This is a genomic window from Chelativorans petroleitrophicus, from assembly GCF_025398195.1.
GTDB classification, from domain to species: domain Bacteria; phylum Pseudomonadota; class Alphaproteobacteria; order Rhizobiales; family Rhizobiaceae; genus Chelativorans; species Chelativorans petroleitrophicus.
In genome coordinates this window covers 1-15230 of record NZ_JAODNV010000033.1, presented here as the reverse complement: position 1 = coordinate 15230, position 15230 = coordinate 1, and the positions used below count along the sequence as shown (strand labels likewise).

The window sequence follows — 15230 nt, the reverse complement described above, 5'->3', positions numbered from 1 at the left end:
CGCTGCCTTCCTACATGTCCCGGCGCGAGGGACGCTACTACCTGCAGGTTCGATTCGCCCGGCCTCTGGCCAAGCTGGGAGGTCAGCCCTGAATTTGGCCATGAGTTTCACGGCAACGGATGGGGCCGATAGAGACCAAGGTCGATGCCGCGCAGAGCGGGAACCTCGACCTCGCCCGACCGATAGGTCTTCGTTGCTGAGCGTGCGGGGCAGACCGGCACTGCACGGACCCCCTGATTGCCGAACCGTAACGGCATTCGACGCGGAAGCCTTGATACTGGTCAGGTACGACAGGCTGCCGCGAAACAGGCGGCTTCCGGCATCGCTGCCTGCCCGACGCGATCTGCTCGATCGTCGCCAACGCCTTCAGGTCGTCGGCGCGGCCCCCCTCAGCGCGGTTCGGTCATCAGGCCACGCACCAGTGCGTAGCAGCCAAGCAGCAGGACAATCGTGAACGGCAGTCCGGTCGATACAGCCGCTGCCTGCAACGCGGCGAGGCCGCCGCCCAGCAGGAGCGCGATCGCCACCAGTCCTTCGAAGATTGCCCAGAAGACACGCTGCGCGACCGGCGCGTCCACCTTGCCGCCGGCGGTGATGGTGTCGATGACCAGCGAGCCCGAATCTGACGAAGTGCAGAAGAACACGACGACCAGGATGATGCCGACGAACGAGGTGATTGTCGTCAGCGGCAGATGCGACAGCATGGCGAAGAGCTTGAGCTCGAGCGCCGCCTCCGTGATGTCGGTGAAGCCCTCGCCAATCAAGCTGATGGCGGTGCCGCCGAAGCTCGTCATCCAAAGCACCGATACGAGCGAAGGTATCAGCAACACCGCGATCATGAATTCGCGCACGGTCCGGCCGCGGCTGACGCGGGCGATAAACATGCCCACAAAGGGCGACCACGAGATCCACCACGCCCAGTAGAAGGCGGTCCAGCCTTGCCGGAAATTGTCATCCGCTCGCCCAAATGGGTTCGACAGCGCCGGCAGATACTCGACATAGGCCGCAAGGTTCAGGAAGAAGCCGTGGATGATCGTCAGCGTAGGTCCGGCAAGGATCACGAACAGCAGCAAGAGCGCTGCCAATACCATGTTGATCTCGGAGAGCCGCCGCACGCCAGTATCGAGGCCCGCTACGACTGACAAAGTCGCAATCGCCGTGATGCCGACGATCAGCAATACCCTCGAGGTATCTGTATCCGGCATGCCGAATAGGAAGTTCAACCCTGCATTTGCTTGCTGCGCGCCGAGTCCCAGCGAGGTGGCCAGTCCGAAGAGGGTGGCGAAGACCGCGAGTATGTCTATCACATGCCCGGGCCATCCCCAGATCCGCTCCCCAAAGACCGGATAGAAGATCGACCGCATCGTCAGCGGCAGTCCTTTGTTGAAGGCGAAGAGTGCCAGTGCCAGCGCGACGACGCCGTAGATTGCCCAAGGGTGCAGTCCCCAGTGGTAGATCGTTGCCGCCATCGCCAAGCGTCTCGATCCCTCGGCGTCGCCTTCCGCACCGCTCAGAGGGGCCCAGTCGGTGCGTGTCCCATCCTCTACGGTAATTCCTCCGAACGCCGCGTCATAATTCCCGATCGGCTCGGCAACACCGTAAAACATAAGGCCGATGCCCATCCCGGCGGCAAAAAGCATTGCAAACCAGGCCGAATAGCTGAAATCGGGCGTGGCGTCGCAGCCACCAATGCGGATCGATCCCCAAGGCAGCACGATGACCGCCAGACATACCAAAACGAAAATGTTGCCGGCGATCAGGAAAAACCAGTCCAGGTTGGCCGTCAGCCAGTCTCGCAAGCCCGTGAAAAAGGCGTCTGCATCATTCTGGAGCGCCAGCGTGATGATGACGAAAGCAACGATCACCAGCCCTGAAATCGCGAAGACGGGGTTATGAACGTCGAAGGAGAGCGGCCCAACCTTCCTCTGGACATTGTCCCGACCGATCTCGTAGTCAGTCTCGATGATATTCGTCGGCCCCTCGGGGTAGGGAATGCCAGTATCGCTCATAGGTTTTCCCCCTTCTGCCAAAATGGCTTTCCTTTCGATTCACCCTTCTAAGCCTATCACGACGTTCAGATATTGTAAGGCGAACCCACAATTCTTTGCTGGCTGGATTGTGTAGTCGGGGAGATTGAACAGTTTGCGGAAGTGCTTCTCGCGGCTGGTCGGCATTGTCCAGTTTCTTCGATGGGGTGGCTACCACCATCCACGCGCGTACCAAGCAGCCGACACGTCCGCGCTCCTTACCCGAGCCGCGCTAGAGTGGGGCACTTGGATTCTCTCCGCAGCGAAGAGAAGATAGTCCCTCGTTGAACGCGGTGGCGGGGCTGCTGCCGCCCTCGCTGCAGTTCTTCCCACCAGCAACGACGGTTAGGACAAGGTTCGCTGACGCAGGAAACCGGCTATGTGGTCAAGAAAACTGCGGGTCTTGGCGGGGGTGTAGCGCCGCGCAAGGTATGTGGCAGATGCGACAAGCGATGGGCATTTCCAGTCCAGCGGAACACGGATGAGTCGACCTGCGGCAACATCGTCGACGCACATGATGTCGGGCATCAGACCGAGACCAAGGTCCCGGAGGACCAGTTTCCGCACAAGCAAAGCATTGTTGACGACAGCGCGGGGCAACAATTTCAGGGTGTCTTCTTGAGGCCCGTCGCTGTACCAGGGGAAAATCTCGTCACGTAGCTGGTACTGATGGACAATGAGTTGATGGTTTGACAGCTCTGAAGGGCGCGCGGGTGTGCCGTGCCTTGCGAGGTAGGTAGGCGTCGCATAGAAGTTGCGCGGCAACTCGGCCAGTATCCTACTCGGATGATAGGTCTCGACAGGCTTTCCGAAATGAATGGCGATGTCGAACGGCTCTTCGGCCACATCGACATGCCGGTTGTGCGCCTGGATGTCGAGCCGGATCGCAGGATAAGCCTCCGCAAATTCCGCGATGGCCTCGGCGATCCAGCCTACGAAGAAAGAGGGCATACTGACACGGAGCACGCCACTCATCTCATCCTGGAAAGCGGCCGTCTCGAGGCTCGCACTCTCAATTTCTTCGACAATCCTTTGGCACCGCTCGTAGAGTGCCTGACCTGTTTCAGTGAGGCTCAAGGATCGTGGACCACGCCGAAGTAGTGTTGAATTGAACTGCTTTTCGAGAAGACGGAGGCGGCGGCTGATGGTGGACTTCGGCATGGCGAGCAACGCCGCGGCCTTATTGATACTGCGGGCGTTGACAGTTTCATAGAACAGCAAGAGCGCATTCAGGTCGATCTGACCGGAACGCACACGCGCCAATCTGCGAAGCCTCGAGGAGTGTTCCATATTCGGCACTTTGGGTTCGCGCGCCTTGGCTAGTCAATACTTTGAGGATGGCTATCCTGACTTTGCGACACGGCGCGAGCAACTCGGGCCGAAGTGGGATCGATTTGTCCCATCAGACCGCAGGCACTGAAGGAGAACAACATTCACATGCACCTTGCGGGGATCGAGGACGCAACCATTTCCCCATTCTCGGGACAGGATGTGGCGACTTTTCTTGCCGAACGTGCCGCAGCCTTCGCTGATCGAGATCTGTTGATCTGGGTACCGGTTGACGGGCCGGAACAGCGGTGGACCTACAAGCGGTTCCTCCACGACGTCAGCCGTCTTGCCGGAGGACTGGCTGAACACGGCATTCGCCCCGGGGACCGGGTTCTGGTCCATCTTGAAAACTCGCCGGAAGCGCTCTTGGCGCGATTCGCATGCTGCTGGCTCGGTGCCATCTGCGTTGCGACCAATCCGATGCTCACAGGCCCGGAACTGGAAAGTATTGCCGGAGCCGTCGGAGTCAGGGGAGCGATCACGCAACCTGATCTCGCAGAGATCGTGTCGAAGCATGTGAGCGGGCTGGAGTGGATTGCCGTCACGGCGAATCCGTCATCATCGGGTCTGCCCGCACATCATGCCGACTCCTTTGCTTCTCTGTACGGTCAACCCTTGCCGCAGCGCAGTCCGGGCCCCTTGCAGCCCGCCTTGATCCTGTTTACCACCGGCACGACTGCGCGGCCAAAGCCGGTGCTGTGGACGCACGAGAACTTTCTGTGGGCGGCATGTCTCGGTGCTTGCCAACAGGGTATTGTTTCCACTGATGTCTTACAGCTCTATCTGCCACTATATCATGTGGTGGGGTTCTCTTGGACGCTTCTGCCCGTGATGTGGGTGGGAGGTACCGTCGTTCTGCAACCCCGGTTCTCTGTGAAGCGCTACTGGCCGATTGCGTTGAGGCATCGGACCACCCTGACGGCTCACGTCCCCTTTACGATCACCGCTCTGCAAAGTGTCGAACGTCCCTCGGAACACTTCTTCCGCCAATGGATCGCCAACCGGCAGATGCCCGCGGAACAGGCGCATTTCGGAATCGAGCATTTCTCTTCCGCCTGGGGAATGACAGAAATGGTCTCTCAGCCCATCATCGGAAATGCCCTGGCGGGCCGTTTGCCACCCGGAGCGATTGGCCGCCCTTCGATCGGCTACAGGGTTCGCATCGCTGATGGATCCGGTCGGGACGTGGACACAGGCGCTTCGGGGGAGCTCCTGGTCCGGGGCATACGCGGACGTTCGATCTTCTTGGAGTACTTCGGCGATCCCGATGCCACGCAATCTGCCTTTGACGAGCGGGGGTTTTTCCGTACGGGCGATCGCGTCCAGCTGAATCCCGATGGCTCGATCTCATTCGTCGACCGCATGAAGGATGTCATTAAGGTGGGCGGGGAAGGAGTGGCCGCCAGCGAAATAGAAGCCGTCATCCAGAAGGTCCCCGGTGTGCGCGAAGTTGCCGTCGTGGCCGGGCCTGACCCCATACGCACCGAAATACCGGTCGCGTTCGTTGTCCGCACGAAAGACCCCGATGTGACTGACGATCAGCTTCGTCTGGCCATTGAATCTGAGTGCAGCCGATCCCTCGCTCGCTTCAAGGTACCGCGACACGTTCTCTTCATTAACGAACTGCCGCGAGTGGGCTTCGGGAAGATTTCCAAGGCCAGGCTGCGTGATATCGTTGCGGAGAGTCTTGGGAAACCACCGCTTGCTGGAAGATCATGAAAGCATCCATCGAGTTCTTCTTTGATCCCATTTCGCCGTTCTCTTATCTCGCGACGACGCGGATCGATGAACTCGCCTCTCGGCATGGTCGCAAGGTTATCTGGCGACCGACACTTGTCGGCGTAACCGTCACGAAGGTCATGGGACTCAAACCGGTTCCGGAAACGCCTTTGAAGTCAACGTACTTCGCTCGCGACGCGCAAAGGCTTGCGCAAATCTTTGGGGTCCCCCTTAGGCGGCACGGGCTCAAGAATGTGAACTCCCTTGCTGCCTGCCGGGCATTCCTGTGGGTACAGGAACGCGACGATGCCAGCGCGCGCCGGCTCGTCCGCCATCTTTCCGCGCGCCTTTGGGTCGATGGAATCGACATCACACCTAGGGAAACGGTTGTGGCCGAAGCGGCGTCTCTCGGTATTGAGGTTGGCGATCTGTCGTCCGAGGAGGTGAAACACAAACTGGCCGCGGCAGTGGATTACGCGATCAGGAAAAATGTGTTTGGGGTTCCGTTCTTCGTAGCAGATGACGAGCCTTTCTGGGGCTGCGATCGGATGTGGATGCTCGACTACTGGCTTGCCACCGGGAGACTTCCAAGTTTCGACGATCTGCTCTGCCGGCTCTTCCAGGACTGAGGATTTCGCCCTGTTTTCCGCGTCAGTTGATCTGAATCGTCTTCTTGCCTATCCACGCCTCATAGCCAACAAGAGTCGCTCCGAGAATGACGCCGACGATGTCGGTGTACAATGCCCCGGAAAACGCCCCAGCCGGAACAAGGGCCAGCAGCCCCGCGCAAAAAAACGCAGCACGGCGGGCGGGACTTACGGGACGCACAAGAAACCCCACGATCCCAACAGAACCGAGGAACACACCAAACACTGCCGTGGCAACAGCCAGGGCAATGTCGAAAGGTTCACCGTGCATGATCAGGGCAGGCGAGAACACGAAGAGAACCGGCACGACATACGCGGTCCAGCCGAATCGCATGGATTGGATGGCTGTGCGTAACGGGTCCGCTTTGGCAATTGAGGCCGCTGCGAATGCTGCGACTGCGACCGGAGGCGTGACGAATGACAGAAGGCCGAAATACATCACGTAGAGGTGCGCAGCGAGCGGGTTGACGCCCAGTTCGACGATGGCCGGAGCAACCAGGGCTGCAAGAAGAACGTACACACCGACCGTCGGCAGTCCCATTCCAAGAATGATGCAGACGACGGCGCCTAGTCCCAGCAGCAGGAGCAAGCTTCCCTTTCCGAGTTGCACGAGCGTCATCGTGAGGCTGAAGCCCAGGCCCGAGATCGAAAGGACGCCTATAACGATGCCGGCGCCGGCGCAGATGACCACGATATCGAGCGCGCCAAGCCCTGTCTGACAGATACTTTCTGAGATCGACTTCAGGGTTGGTCGTCGTCCCTTGTATCCGAATGTCCATGCAAGCGCGAGCAAGCTAGCAATGGATGCGACCACCGCCATCTGGGGCTGCCAGTTCAAGGAGAACAGCGCATAGATCATTACGGCGAAAGGCACGAAGAAGTGCCAGCCGGAACTCAGGACCCCGAACAGGGTCGGAAGCTCGGATCTCGGCATCGCCGCGATGCCGGCTTTCCCCGCTTCGAGGTCGACCTGTACGAAAAGGGCAAGGTAATAGAGGACGGCGGGAATGAGGGCCGCGAGAAGTACGTCCGAATATGGGACCTGGAGAAACTCGGCAATCAGGAACGCCGATGCTCCCATGACAGGCGGCATGATCTGTCCGCCCGTCGATGCCACCGCCTCGATGGCGCCGGCGCGCTCGGGAGAGTAGCCTGAGCGTTTCATCCAGGGGATCGTCACGACCCCGGTGGCGACGACATTTGCAACGGCGCTGCCCGAGATGGTTCCGAAGAGTGACGAGGCTACTACAGCAATTTTGGCGGGCCCGCCGCGAAACCGACCCATGAGAGCAAGCGAAAGGTCCGAAAGGAATTCCGCTCCTCCCGTTGAGGATAACAGGTTCCCAAACAGAAGAAACGGGATGATCACGGTGGTCGCCACGATGATCGGAGTGCCGAGCATCCCGTTGACATCGATCGCGAGATAGGCCCCAAGCCTCTGCGGATCCGTCGAGCGCCCGACAAGGGGTTCGGGAATCACGTCCGCAAAGAGTGCGTAAAGAATGAACAGGACGACGATGATGGGCAGGGTCTGGCCGCTTGAACGGCGCAGGGCCTCCACAGTCAGCAGAATCATCACAGTGCCTGCGATCACCCCGTCGACAGGTCGGGTGAGCACAAGGTCCACCAGCCGGGGGATGTAGACGGACAGGTAAAGCCCCGAAATTAGCCCCGTCAGCGCCAGAGCATAATCGTACCAAGGTATCCGGTCACTCTGCACTCCCCGTCTGGCGGGCAGATGGAGGTAGGCCAGCGCAAGACAGAGCGCCAGCATACCCACCACAAACTGCTGGGTGAGAACGTTTATTCCCAGCCGTCGGAACAGGTCTCCTCCCCAGGAAAGAGCGCCGACGGTGATGATCGCACCGATAGCGCGTTGGAGGCGTACGGCGCTCCTGCTGTCCGATCTGGTCGATTTCGTCATAGTACCCAACAGAGAAGGCCGGACAGACTCTAGTCCGATTGACTGCGGAGGCCGGCCTCCTCGAAGTACCGCAGGGCTCCGGGATGGTACTGGATGGGATCGAGGGATCGTGCCATGGAATCCGGATCGAACCCTCGGAACGCGCCAAAACTGGCCACTAGTGCGTCCTTGTTCTGATGAAGCGTTCGCGTAATTCGGTAGATCACATCGTCGTCTGTGCTGGCGCTGGCAAAGGTTATGGCATCGATTGCAAGGACCATCGTGGGTTCGGTCACGCCCGGATTAGCGGGGCCTGGCTCCTCCTCATAGAAATACGCCTGAGGCAGGTGTTTCCGGACTGCCTCCAGTTCCTCTGTTGTATTCTTGAATGGAAGTACCCGAAGACCGCCAACCGAGGCCGCGACCTCGCTCACCTTGGCTCCACCAAGCGCAAAGAAGAACGCATCCACGCGTCCGGCGGCGAAGTCGTCGGCTCCAGCCACAGTGTTGGCGACGGTCACCGTCTCTACATCGGATTCCGAAATCCCGGCTGCGGCATAGACGGCATCCATCATTGTTGCAGCTATCTGCTGGCTGCTGTATCCGTCCGGGATGCGCCGGCCTCGCAGGTCTTCGAGAGACCTGATGTCAGAACCAGCTCTGACGAAGACGCCGAAACGAAGCGGAAACATGACGCCAACAGCCCGAAGCCCCTCCTGAGGACGCCCCTCGAAATGCTCGCGTCCTTCGACTGCGGCACCAACTTCGTGTGCGGTACCGACCCCGAGATCGATGTCCCCTTCGCTCACGGCCGGAATATAGACATTGGCGCTGGCGAAGGGTTGCAGGATCGTGCGCATGCCCGTCGTCTCGGTAATCACGTTGGCTACTGCAGTCCCGGCGGAGTGAAACAGGGAGCCCGGAGTAGCTGTCCCGACAGTAACGGTTTGCGCATTCGCGTAAATTGGTACTAGCGCAAGCGTGCAACTCAGGAAAATGGTTGCAAGTCTCATCGTCTTCCTCCTCTATACAGTACCTCGGACGGCCTCCCTGACCACCGGCGAACTGTTATGGTCACTCCCTACCGGCGGGATTCTATGGTGATCGCATTAGGTCGACTAGGGAAACCCGAACGAACAGCATGTTCGAAACATGGAACACCGAAGCGAGTGATGTGGAGGAGATGGATTCGGCTACCAAACGAGGTGTTTCCGATCCCCAACAGCCACCCGCAGGAGGAAGAGAACCGCGACTTCTCCTACGCCTTCCTCGGCTTCCAGCAGGACGGCAGCGACCCGCCGCAGGGCCGCTGGTCGAAGGGTGAGTCAATCGACGGCAACGGTTCGTTCTCCTCGCGGCCGATGGAGCCGCAGGGCGAGAACCCCAATCTCGGCCGCGCCAAGCCAAACTCGGGCGCGCAGGCCGAACAAGAGTAGGAGGCAGCAATGGACCGCCGGCGCTTCTTCACCTGTGCAGGCGGCGGACTGGCGGGTACGGTGCTCGCCAAACCCGCCTTCGCACGCGCCGCGACAGCCGCGGCTCCCGTCAGCACCTACATCACCGGGTTCGCGCGGGTGGCAGGCAGTACCCTGCCGCCCGCCGGCACCGAGTAGGGCGGAACGAGGCCTGTCCCGGTCGGCTAAAACGAGGCCTGTCCCGGTCGGCTAAGAAGACCACCCAGAGAATGAAAACCGGAGTTCGCTCTTGCTGGCCAGTCGATCTTTTGGCGACCAACTCGCCGCGCAATGTGCGCGTTGCCCCGCGAGCTCTACATTTCCCAATGTCCTGAGCGGGCCCCGCGGTGAACCTTTGCAAATTTCCTTGTCCATTTCTCGGCGCTCTTGATGCGGCCTCTCGCTTCAAAGTCCCTGAAGCGCTGTGGCGACGAACACCACGGGCATGCTCCATCGCCTTGAAGTTCAGGCAGTGCGGTCTAGTTAGGCTGGGAACGAGCCAAATCGAAAGGATTTCTCCTCATGAAGAGGCTGTTTCGGTGCGTGGCCCTATCTGTCACGCTTCTCCTGGCCGGGTTTCCGGCAACAGCGCAGACTCCCCCAAACGTCCTGATCGTCGGTCAAATCGCTGAACCGAAATCACTTGATCCGCATGCGGTTACCGCTACCAACGACTTCCGCATCCTCGTTAATCTCTATGACGGCCTCGTTCGCTTCAAGGACGGGACACTTGAGGTGGAGCCCGCTCTTGCAGAGAGTTGGGAGATCTCCGAGGACGGGAAGACCTACACTTTCAACCTTCGCCAGGGCGTTACCTTCCACGACGGTTCGCAGTTCAATGCAGAGGCCGTGAAATTCAATTTCGACCGGATGCTGCGCGAGGACCACCCTTTTCATGATACCGGGCCGTTCCCGTTAGCCTTCAACTTCTCCACCGTTGAAGCCGTTGATGTGGTTGACGACTATACGGTCGTGTTCAAGCTGAGCGAACCTTTCGCACCCTTCCTTTCGAACCTTGCCTATCCGACAGGATTGATCGTCTCGCCGACCGCCGTAGAGCAGCATGGCAAGGATTTTGGGCGCAATCCTTCAGGGACGGGCCCGTTCAGATTTGCTGAGTGGCAGTCAAACCAGCTTGTCGCTGCCGAGCGTAATGACGCCTACTGGGATGGTACACCAACGCTGGAGGCGGTGGTGTTTCGGCCAATCGCAGACGCAAATACCCGTGTCGCAGAGATGATGGCTGGCGGCATCGACGTCATGGTGGAGGTACCACCGGACAATCTCGCCGCCTTCAGGGGAGACCCGAACCTTCAGGTGCATGAGCAGGCGGGTCCCCATGTCTGGTTCGCCATCCTGAACACCAGCGAAGGCCCGTTTGCTGACAAGCGCGTAAGACAGGCAGCGAACCTTGCTGTCAACAAGGAAGTGCTAGTCGACAACGTGCTTCAGGGCACCGCGACGGTAGCTGCCGGGCCTATACCGCCTGCCTTCAACTGGGTGGAAAGTGAGGTCGAACCTTACCCCTATGATCCGGAGCGCGCAAAGCAGCTGCTCACCGAGGCTGGTGAAGCAAATCCGAAAGTGACCTTCTATGTCACCGAGGGCGGCTCAGGCATGCTCAACCCAGTTACCATGGGCACTGCCATCCAGGCGGACTTGCAAGCCGTCGGCTTCGATGTCGCCATTGAGAGCTATGAGTGGAACACCTTCCTGGGGAAGGTGAACGAGGGCCTCAAGGGCAAGGCCGACATGGCCGAGATGGCCTGGATGACCAACGATCCAGATACCGTCCCCTATCTGACGCTGCGTACCGAAGCTTCGCCCGACAATGGCGGCTTCAATTCCGGCTACTATTCCAATCCCGAGGTTGATGACCTGCTGGCCAAGGCTCGTACCACGACTGATCAGGCCGAACGCGGTAAGCTCTACGCGAAAGTCCAGGAGATCGTGCATGAGGACGCGCCCTGGCTCTTCGTAGCCAACTGGGTCCAGAACGCGGTCACCACTGCAAACGTGCAGAACTTCAAGCTGCAGCCGTCGTTTCTGCTTCAGCTGAAGGACGTCACCAAGTAGCATCCCCTTGAATCCTGCCCGCGCACGTCGCGGGCGGAATTGTCCCGGAGGCTATTCTTGACCGCCTACATTCTGAAGCGGCTGATTTCCCTCGTACCAGTCCTTTTTGGCTTGTCCATCATCGTCTTTCTCGTGATGGCGATGATCCCTGGCGATCCGGCGACAGCCATTCTCGGCTCCTATGCCACGTCAGAAAACGTCGCGCGTATCAATCGCGACCTCGGTCTCGATAAGCCGCTGATCGAGCAATATTTCATCTGGATCAGCAACGTACTGCAGGGTGATCTTGGTCGTTCCTTTGCCCTCAATCGTCCGGTCATTGATGAGGTGCTGGAACGCTTTCAGGCAACGTTGATCCTTGCTGGCGTGTCGCTTGTGTTCTGTTCGATCATCGGGCTTCTCGCAGGCGTGGTCTCAGCAGTGCGCCAGTTTGGCTGGGTTGACCGCACCGTCACCTTTGCGGTGCTTGCCGGAATCTCAATGCCATCTTTCTGGCTTGGCCTGATCCTCATCTTGCTGTTGGCCGTCAAATGGCAGCTGCTGCCCGCAAGCGGCATGTACGCGATCTATGGCGGTGGGGGCCTGCGCGATTTGCTGCTCCACCTGATCCTGCCGGCGGCTACGCTCTCCGTTGTGGCTGCAGGGATCATTGCAAGGCTGACGCGCGCAGCGATGCTGGAGGTGCTGCGCCAGGATTATATCCGCACAGCCCGAGCCAAGGGGCTGGCTGAGCGACGGGTGATTTGGCGTCATGCATTTCGCGCGGCGCTTGTCAGCGTCATCCCCGTCATCGGCATTCAGGCAGGGTTTGTGCTCGGTGGTGCGGTCTACATCGAGACAGTGTTCCAGTGGCCGGGCGTCGGTGCCATGCTCGTCAAGGCCATTTCGACGCGTGACATCTTGCTGGTGCAGGGTGGCGTCCTGGTGGTTGCAGCGAGCTACGTCCTTTTCAACCTGGCGGCCGATGTGCTGCAGACGATGCTTGACGCGAGGATCCGCACATGAGCGACAGCCTGCTTGCCGCAGCGGCTCCGACCGCAGCTCCCGGACGAATTTCGTCCTGGAGCCTGCTCCTTGGCAATCGGTTGGCCGCGATCGGGTTTTGCCTGCTCGTTGTGCTGGCGCTCACTGCGCTTCTTGCGCCGCTGCTTCCGTTGCCGGACCCGAATGCCACGGCACCTGCCGAACGACTGCAACCAGTCCTGTCCGAAGGGCACTTGCTAGGGACCGATCAGCTCGGCCGGGACATGCTGAGCCGGCTGGTCTGGGGCAGCCGTGTTTCGATGGCAGTGGGTTTTGCGGCAACGATCGTGGCGGCGCTCATTGGCTCGGTGATCGGTCTTGTCGCTGGCTACGCAGGAGGGCGGACCGACAACCTCGTCATGCGCGGCGTCGACATGCTGATGGCGTTCCCATACATCCTGCTGGCGCTCGCCATCGTGGCGGTTCTCGGACCGGGGTTGATGAACGCGCTCTACGCGATTGCAGTCGTCAACATCCCGTTCTTTGCCCGCAACGTGCGCGGGGTGACGCTGGCATTGGCGCGGGCGGAGTTTGTCGACGCAGCTCGGCTGTCGGGCAAGGGCCATCTGTCGATCCTTGCTACCGAGGTCCTCCCCAACGTCCTTCCCGTCATCGTCATCACCATGTCAACGACGGCAGGCTGGATGATCCTGGAGACAGCGGGGCTCAGCTTCCTCGGGCTTGGTGCTCAGCCACCGCAGGCGGATCTCGGCTCCATGCTCGGGGAAGGTAGGGCTCAGCTTTTCACAGCGCCGCACGTTTCGATTGTTCCGGGTGTGATGATCTTCCTGATCGTCATCAGCCTGAACCTCCTTGGCGATGGCGTTCGCGACGTTCTCGACCCGCGCCTGCGCTCCGGTGCCCTGATGCGTCCGGGGCCGCGGACAGAGGTGGCGCGGAACCGCAACCGCCCAGAAAATCGAGCACCAGATGCCATTCTGAACGTAGAGGGGCTTGAGACCGGCTTTTCGCACAACGGCCAATACGCACCCGCGGTGAAGGATGTCTCCCTTCATCTTCGTGCCGGAGAATGCCTGGGTCTGATCGGCGAGAGCGGCTCCGGCAAGAGTGTGACTGCGCTCTCTGTCATGGGGCTGGTGAACTCGCCACCCGGGCTGATCCGCAACGGTGCCATCTACCTGAACGGAGAAGATGTGCTCGCTATGCCGGAGGCTAAGCTGATTTCCTGCCGTGGTAGCCGGGTTGCCTACATCTTCCAGGATCCGTTGACCACGCTTCACCCCATGCATCCGATCGGACGTCAGATAGAGGAGGCCATTGCTGCCCATCAGCGGCTTGACCGCAAGCATCTGCGCGAAAGAAGCATCGCGCTTCTCGAGCGGGTCGGTATCCCCGAGGCTGCCGAGCGGGCGAGACACTATCCGCACCAGCTCTCCGGCGGGCAGCGCCAGCGTGTGGGGATCGCGATGGCGCTGGCCAATGATCCCGACGTCATCGTTGCCGATGAGCCGACGACCGCGCTCGACGTGACAGTCCAGGCTCAGATCCTCGATCTATTGCGTGAGCTGCAGGAGGAGCGTGGAGTGGCGTTGTTGTTCATCACCCATGACTTCGGTGTGGTTTCGGAAATCTGCGACAGGGTTGCGGTGATGAAGGACGGACGCGTAGTCGAGACGGGAGAGACGAAGGAACTGCTGAGCAATCCGCAACATGACTATACCAAACGGCTCATCGCCTGCGTGCCAGAGATAGGGCAGGGCAGGGAGTTTCTTTCGCGCGTAGCGCCGCTGTTCAGACCGGAGAGCCGGTCATGAGTGAGCACGCGATCGAAGTTCGGGATCTGACCAAAGTCTTCGGCGGCAACCGTCTCCTGTTTGGCGGGCGGCGTCACAAGGTTGTAGCTGTCGACGCCGTGACTCTTGCGCTGCATAAGGGCGAGACACTTGCCGTGGTGGGAGAAAGCGGGTCGGGGAAGAGTACGCTCGCCCGTATGCTTGTCGGGCTTGAACAGCCAACTTCCGGGGACATGAAGATTGCTGGCCAGGATGCATCGACACTGCGCGGGCAGGGTGCACGTGCCTTCGGCAAGATCGTCCAGTATGTCTTTCAGGATCCGGTCGCTTCGCTCAATCCGCGCAAGACGATCGGGCAGATCCTGGAAACGCCCCTGAAGCTCTTGAACGGCCATGATGCCATCCGAAGCCGCGCGAGGATGGCGGAGCTTCTCGATGCGGTGCAGATGCCGCCCAATACGCTCACCCGCTATCCGCACGAGTTTTCCGGAGGGCAGGCGCAGCGCATCGCAATCGCCCGCGCGCTAGCGGCGGAGGCTGAGGTTCTCATCCTTGATGAGCCCGTGAGCGCTCTGGACGTCTCCGTGCAGGCGCAGGTGCTGCTGCTCCTGCAAGAGCTGAAGCAGACCTTCGGGCTTTCCTATCTCTTCATCAGCCACGACCTTGCGGTGGTCGAGGCGGTTGCTGATCGGGTGGCAGTGATGCGCGCTGGACGTCTTGTGGAAGAAGCGCCCGTCGGGACCTTGTTCAGCAATCCCGCTGACCCCTACACAGTTCAACTGCTCGCCAGTGCCCCGCGTTTGAAGAATTGACTGTCTGCGCAGTACATCGTGGAGGTTCAGGGAGAACGCCTGTCCGGTAGGAGCCATGACGCCGCCAACCATCTATGGCCGGTGAGAAGACAGAAAGGGCACGTGCCACTGTAACCCCTGAGATAGTTTCCGTTGCTTTCAGCATCTGCCGTTGAAGCCGAACGCCTTGAAAACGGCGTCAACCTTGCCCGATGATTTCAATCGGCACAGATGGGCCGGAAAAATATCTTCCTGCGCACCCAAGGATAGCAAGCCGGGAAACGTCTTAGGTGCATGAGCAGGAAACGAGCCTGATGGAAGACACTGAGGAAGCGATCCTTGTGCTCCGGCGCAACGGGGACCGTTCCGCGTTCGCTCGAAGGAGTTGGGCATGCAGCTGAGAAACAGGACGCCGAAGCGGCGGGTGAAGGCTGCGCGAGGACCGTGCTGAGGCTGTCGGCCCGAACGATGTCTGGGCCATGGACTTCGTGCACGACCAACTCGCCA

Annotated in this window: 11 protein-coding genes and 2 pseudogenes; 9 read left to right on the top strand and 4 right to left on the bottom strand. The window is 60.0% G+C overall.

Features of this window, described 5'->3' with window-relative positions:
- Nucleotides 1-389: 389 nt before the first annotated feature.
- Nucleotides 390-2009 (bottom strand): BCCT family transporter, encoded by a 1620-nt coding sequence (locus NYR54_RS18565; RefSeq protein ID WP_261517196.1) that lies wholly within the window; start codon nt 2007-2009, stop codon nt 390-392.
- 363 nt (nt 2010-2372) lie between these two features.
- On the bottom strand, nt 2373-3281 hold the full coding sequence (locus tag NYR54_RS18560; RefSeq protein ID WP_261517197.1) for a LysR family transcriptional regulator: 909 nt from the start codon (nt 3279-3281) through the stop codon (nt 2373-2375).
- Between the two features lie 183 nt (nt 3282-3464).
- Here NYR54_RS18560 and NYR54_RS18555 point away from each other — a divergent pair, with 183 nt between their 5' ends.
- Nucleotides 3465-5075 carry a class I adenylate-forming enzyme family protein gene (locus NYR54_RS18555; RefSeq protein WP_261517195.1) on the top strand — a complete coding sequence of 537 codons (1611 nt, stop codon included), beginning with the start codon at nt 3465-3467 and terminating at the stop codon, nt 5073-5075.
- On the top strand, nt 5072-5704 hold the full coding sequence (locus NYR54_RS18550; protein WP_261517194.1) for a 2-hydroxychromene-2-carboxylate isomerase: 633 nt from the start codon (nt 5072-5074) through the stop codon (nt 5702-5704). Before NYR54_RS18555 ends, NYR54_RS18550 begins: the two co-directional genes overlap by 4 nt.
- Nucleotides 5705-5726: 22 nt before the next feature.
- Here NYR54_RS18550 and NYR54_RS18545 read toward each other — a convergent pair whose 3' ends face one another.
- Nucleotides 5727-7646: a TRAP transporter permease gene (locus NYR54_RS18545; protein ID WP_261517193.1), complete on the bottom strand. Its 1920-nt coding sequence runs from the start codon at nt 7644-7646 to the stop codon at nt 5727-5729.
- 29 nt (nt 7647-7675) lie between these two features.
- Nucleotides 7676-8638 (bottom strand): TAXI family TRAP transporter solute-binding subunit, encoded by a 963-nt coding sequence (locus tag NYR54_RS18540; protein ID WP_261517192.1) that lies wholly within the window; start codon nt 8636-8638, stop codon nt 7676-7678.
- Nucleotides 8639-8830: 192 nt separating this feature from the next.
- Between NYR54_RS18540 and NYR54_RS18535 the strand changes: the two are divergent.
- The 7 genes and pseudogenes from NYR54_RS18535 to NYR54_RS19400 form a co-directional block, all read left to right on the top strand.
- Nucleotides 8831-9061, top strand: a pseudogene (locus tag NYR54_RS18535) (manganese catalase family protein); the annotation flags it as partial.
- Nucleotides 9062-9070: 9 nt separating this feature from the next.
- Nucleotides 9071-9238: a hypothetical protein gene (locus NYR54_RS18530; RefSeq protein WP_261517191.1), complete on the top strand. Its 168-nt coding sequence runs from the start codon at nt 9071-9073 to the stop codon at nt 9236-9238.
- Between the two features lie 363 nt (nt 9239-9601).
- Nucleotides 9602-11155, top strand: coding sequence for an ABC transporter substrate-binding protein (locus NYR54_RS18525; protein WP_261517190.1), 1554 nt, complete (start codon nt 9602-9604; stop codon nt 11153-11155).
- Nucleotides 11156-11212: 57 nt separating this feature from the next.
- The gene (locus NYR54_RS18520; RefSeq protein WP_261517189.1) at nt 11213-12160 is read left to right on the top strand and encodes an ABC transporter permease; all 948 of its coding nucleotides are present in this window, start codon (nt 11213-11215) and stop codon (nt 12158-12160) included.
- On the top strand, nt 12157-13953 hold the full coding sequence (locus NYR54_RS18515) for a dipeptide/oligopeptide/nickel ABC transporter permease/ATP-binding protein (protein ID WP_261517188.1): 1797 nt from the start codon (nt 12157-12159) through the stop codon (nt 13951-13953). The genes NYR54_RS18520 and NYR54_RS18515 overlap by 4 nt, the downstream gene beginning before the upstream one ends.
- Nucleotides 13950-14744: an ATP-binding cassette domain-containing protein gene (locus tag NYR54_RS18510; protein WP_261517187.1), complete on the top strand. Its 795-nt coding sequence runs from the start codon at nt 13950-13952 to the stop codon at nt 14742-14744. The genes NYR54_RS18515 and NYR54_RS18510 overlap by 4 nt, the downstream gene beginning before the upstream one ends.
- A 358-nt stretch (nt 14745-15102) precedes the next feature.
- Nucleotides 15103-15230 (top strand): annotated as a pseudogene (locus tag NYR54_RS19400) (IS3 family transposase); the annotation flags it as partial.

Coding starts and splice junctions, on each gene's coding strand:
- NYR54_RS18565 (WP_261517196.1), bottom strand. CDS start 2,009: ATGAGCGATACTGGCATTCCCTACCCCGAGGGGCCGACGAATATCATC.
- NYR54_RS18545 (WP_261517193.1), bottom strand. CDS start 7,646: ATGACGAAATCGACCAGATCGGACAGCAGGAGCGCCGTACGCCTCCAA.
- NYR54_RS18530 (WP_261517191.1), top strand. CDS start 9,071: ATGGACCGCCGGCGCTTCTTCACCTGTGCAGGCGGCGGACTGGCGGGT.
- NYR54_RS18550 (WP_261517194.1), top strand. CDS start 5,072: ATGAAAGCATCCATCGAGTTCTTCTTTGATCCCATTTCGCCGTTCTCT.
- NYR54_RS18555 (WP_261517195.1), top strand. CDS start 3,465: ATGCACCTTGCGGGGATCGAGGACGCAACCATTTCCCCATTCTCGGGA.
- NYR54_RS18515 (WP_261517188.1), top strand. CDS start 12,157: ATGAGCGACAGCCTGCTTGCCGCAGCGGCTCCGACCGCAGCTCCCGGA.
- NYR54_RS18525 (WP_261517190.1), top strand. CDS start 9,602: ATGAAGAGGCTGTTTCGGTGCGTGGCCCTATCTGTCACGCTTCTCCTG.
- NYR54_RS18510 (WP_261517187.1), top strand. CDS start 13,950: ATGAGTGAGCACGCGATCGAAGTTCGGGATCTGACCAAAGTCTTCGGC.
- NYR54_RS18540 (WP_261517192.1), bottom strand. CDS start 8,638: ATGAGACTTGCAACCATTTTCCTGAGTTGCACGCTTGCGCTAGTACCA.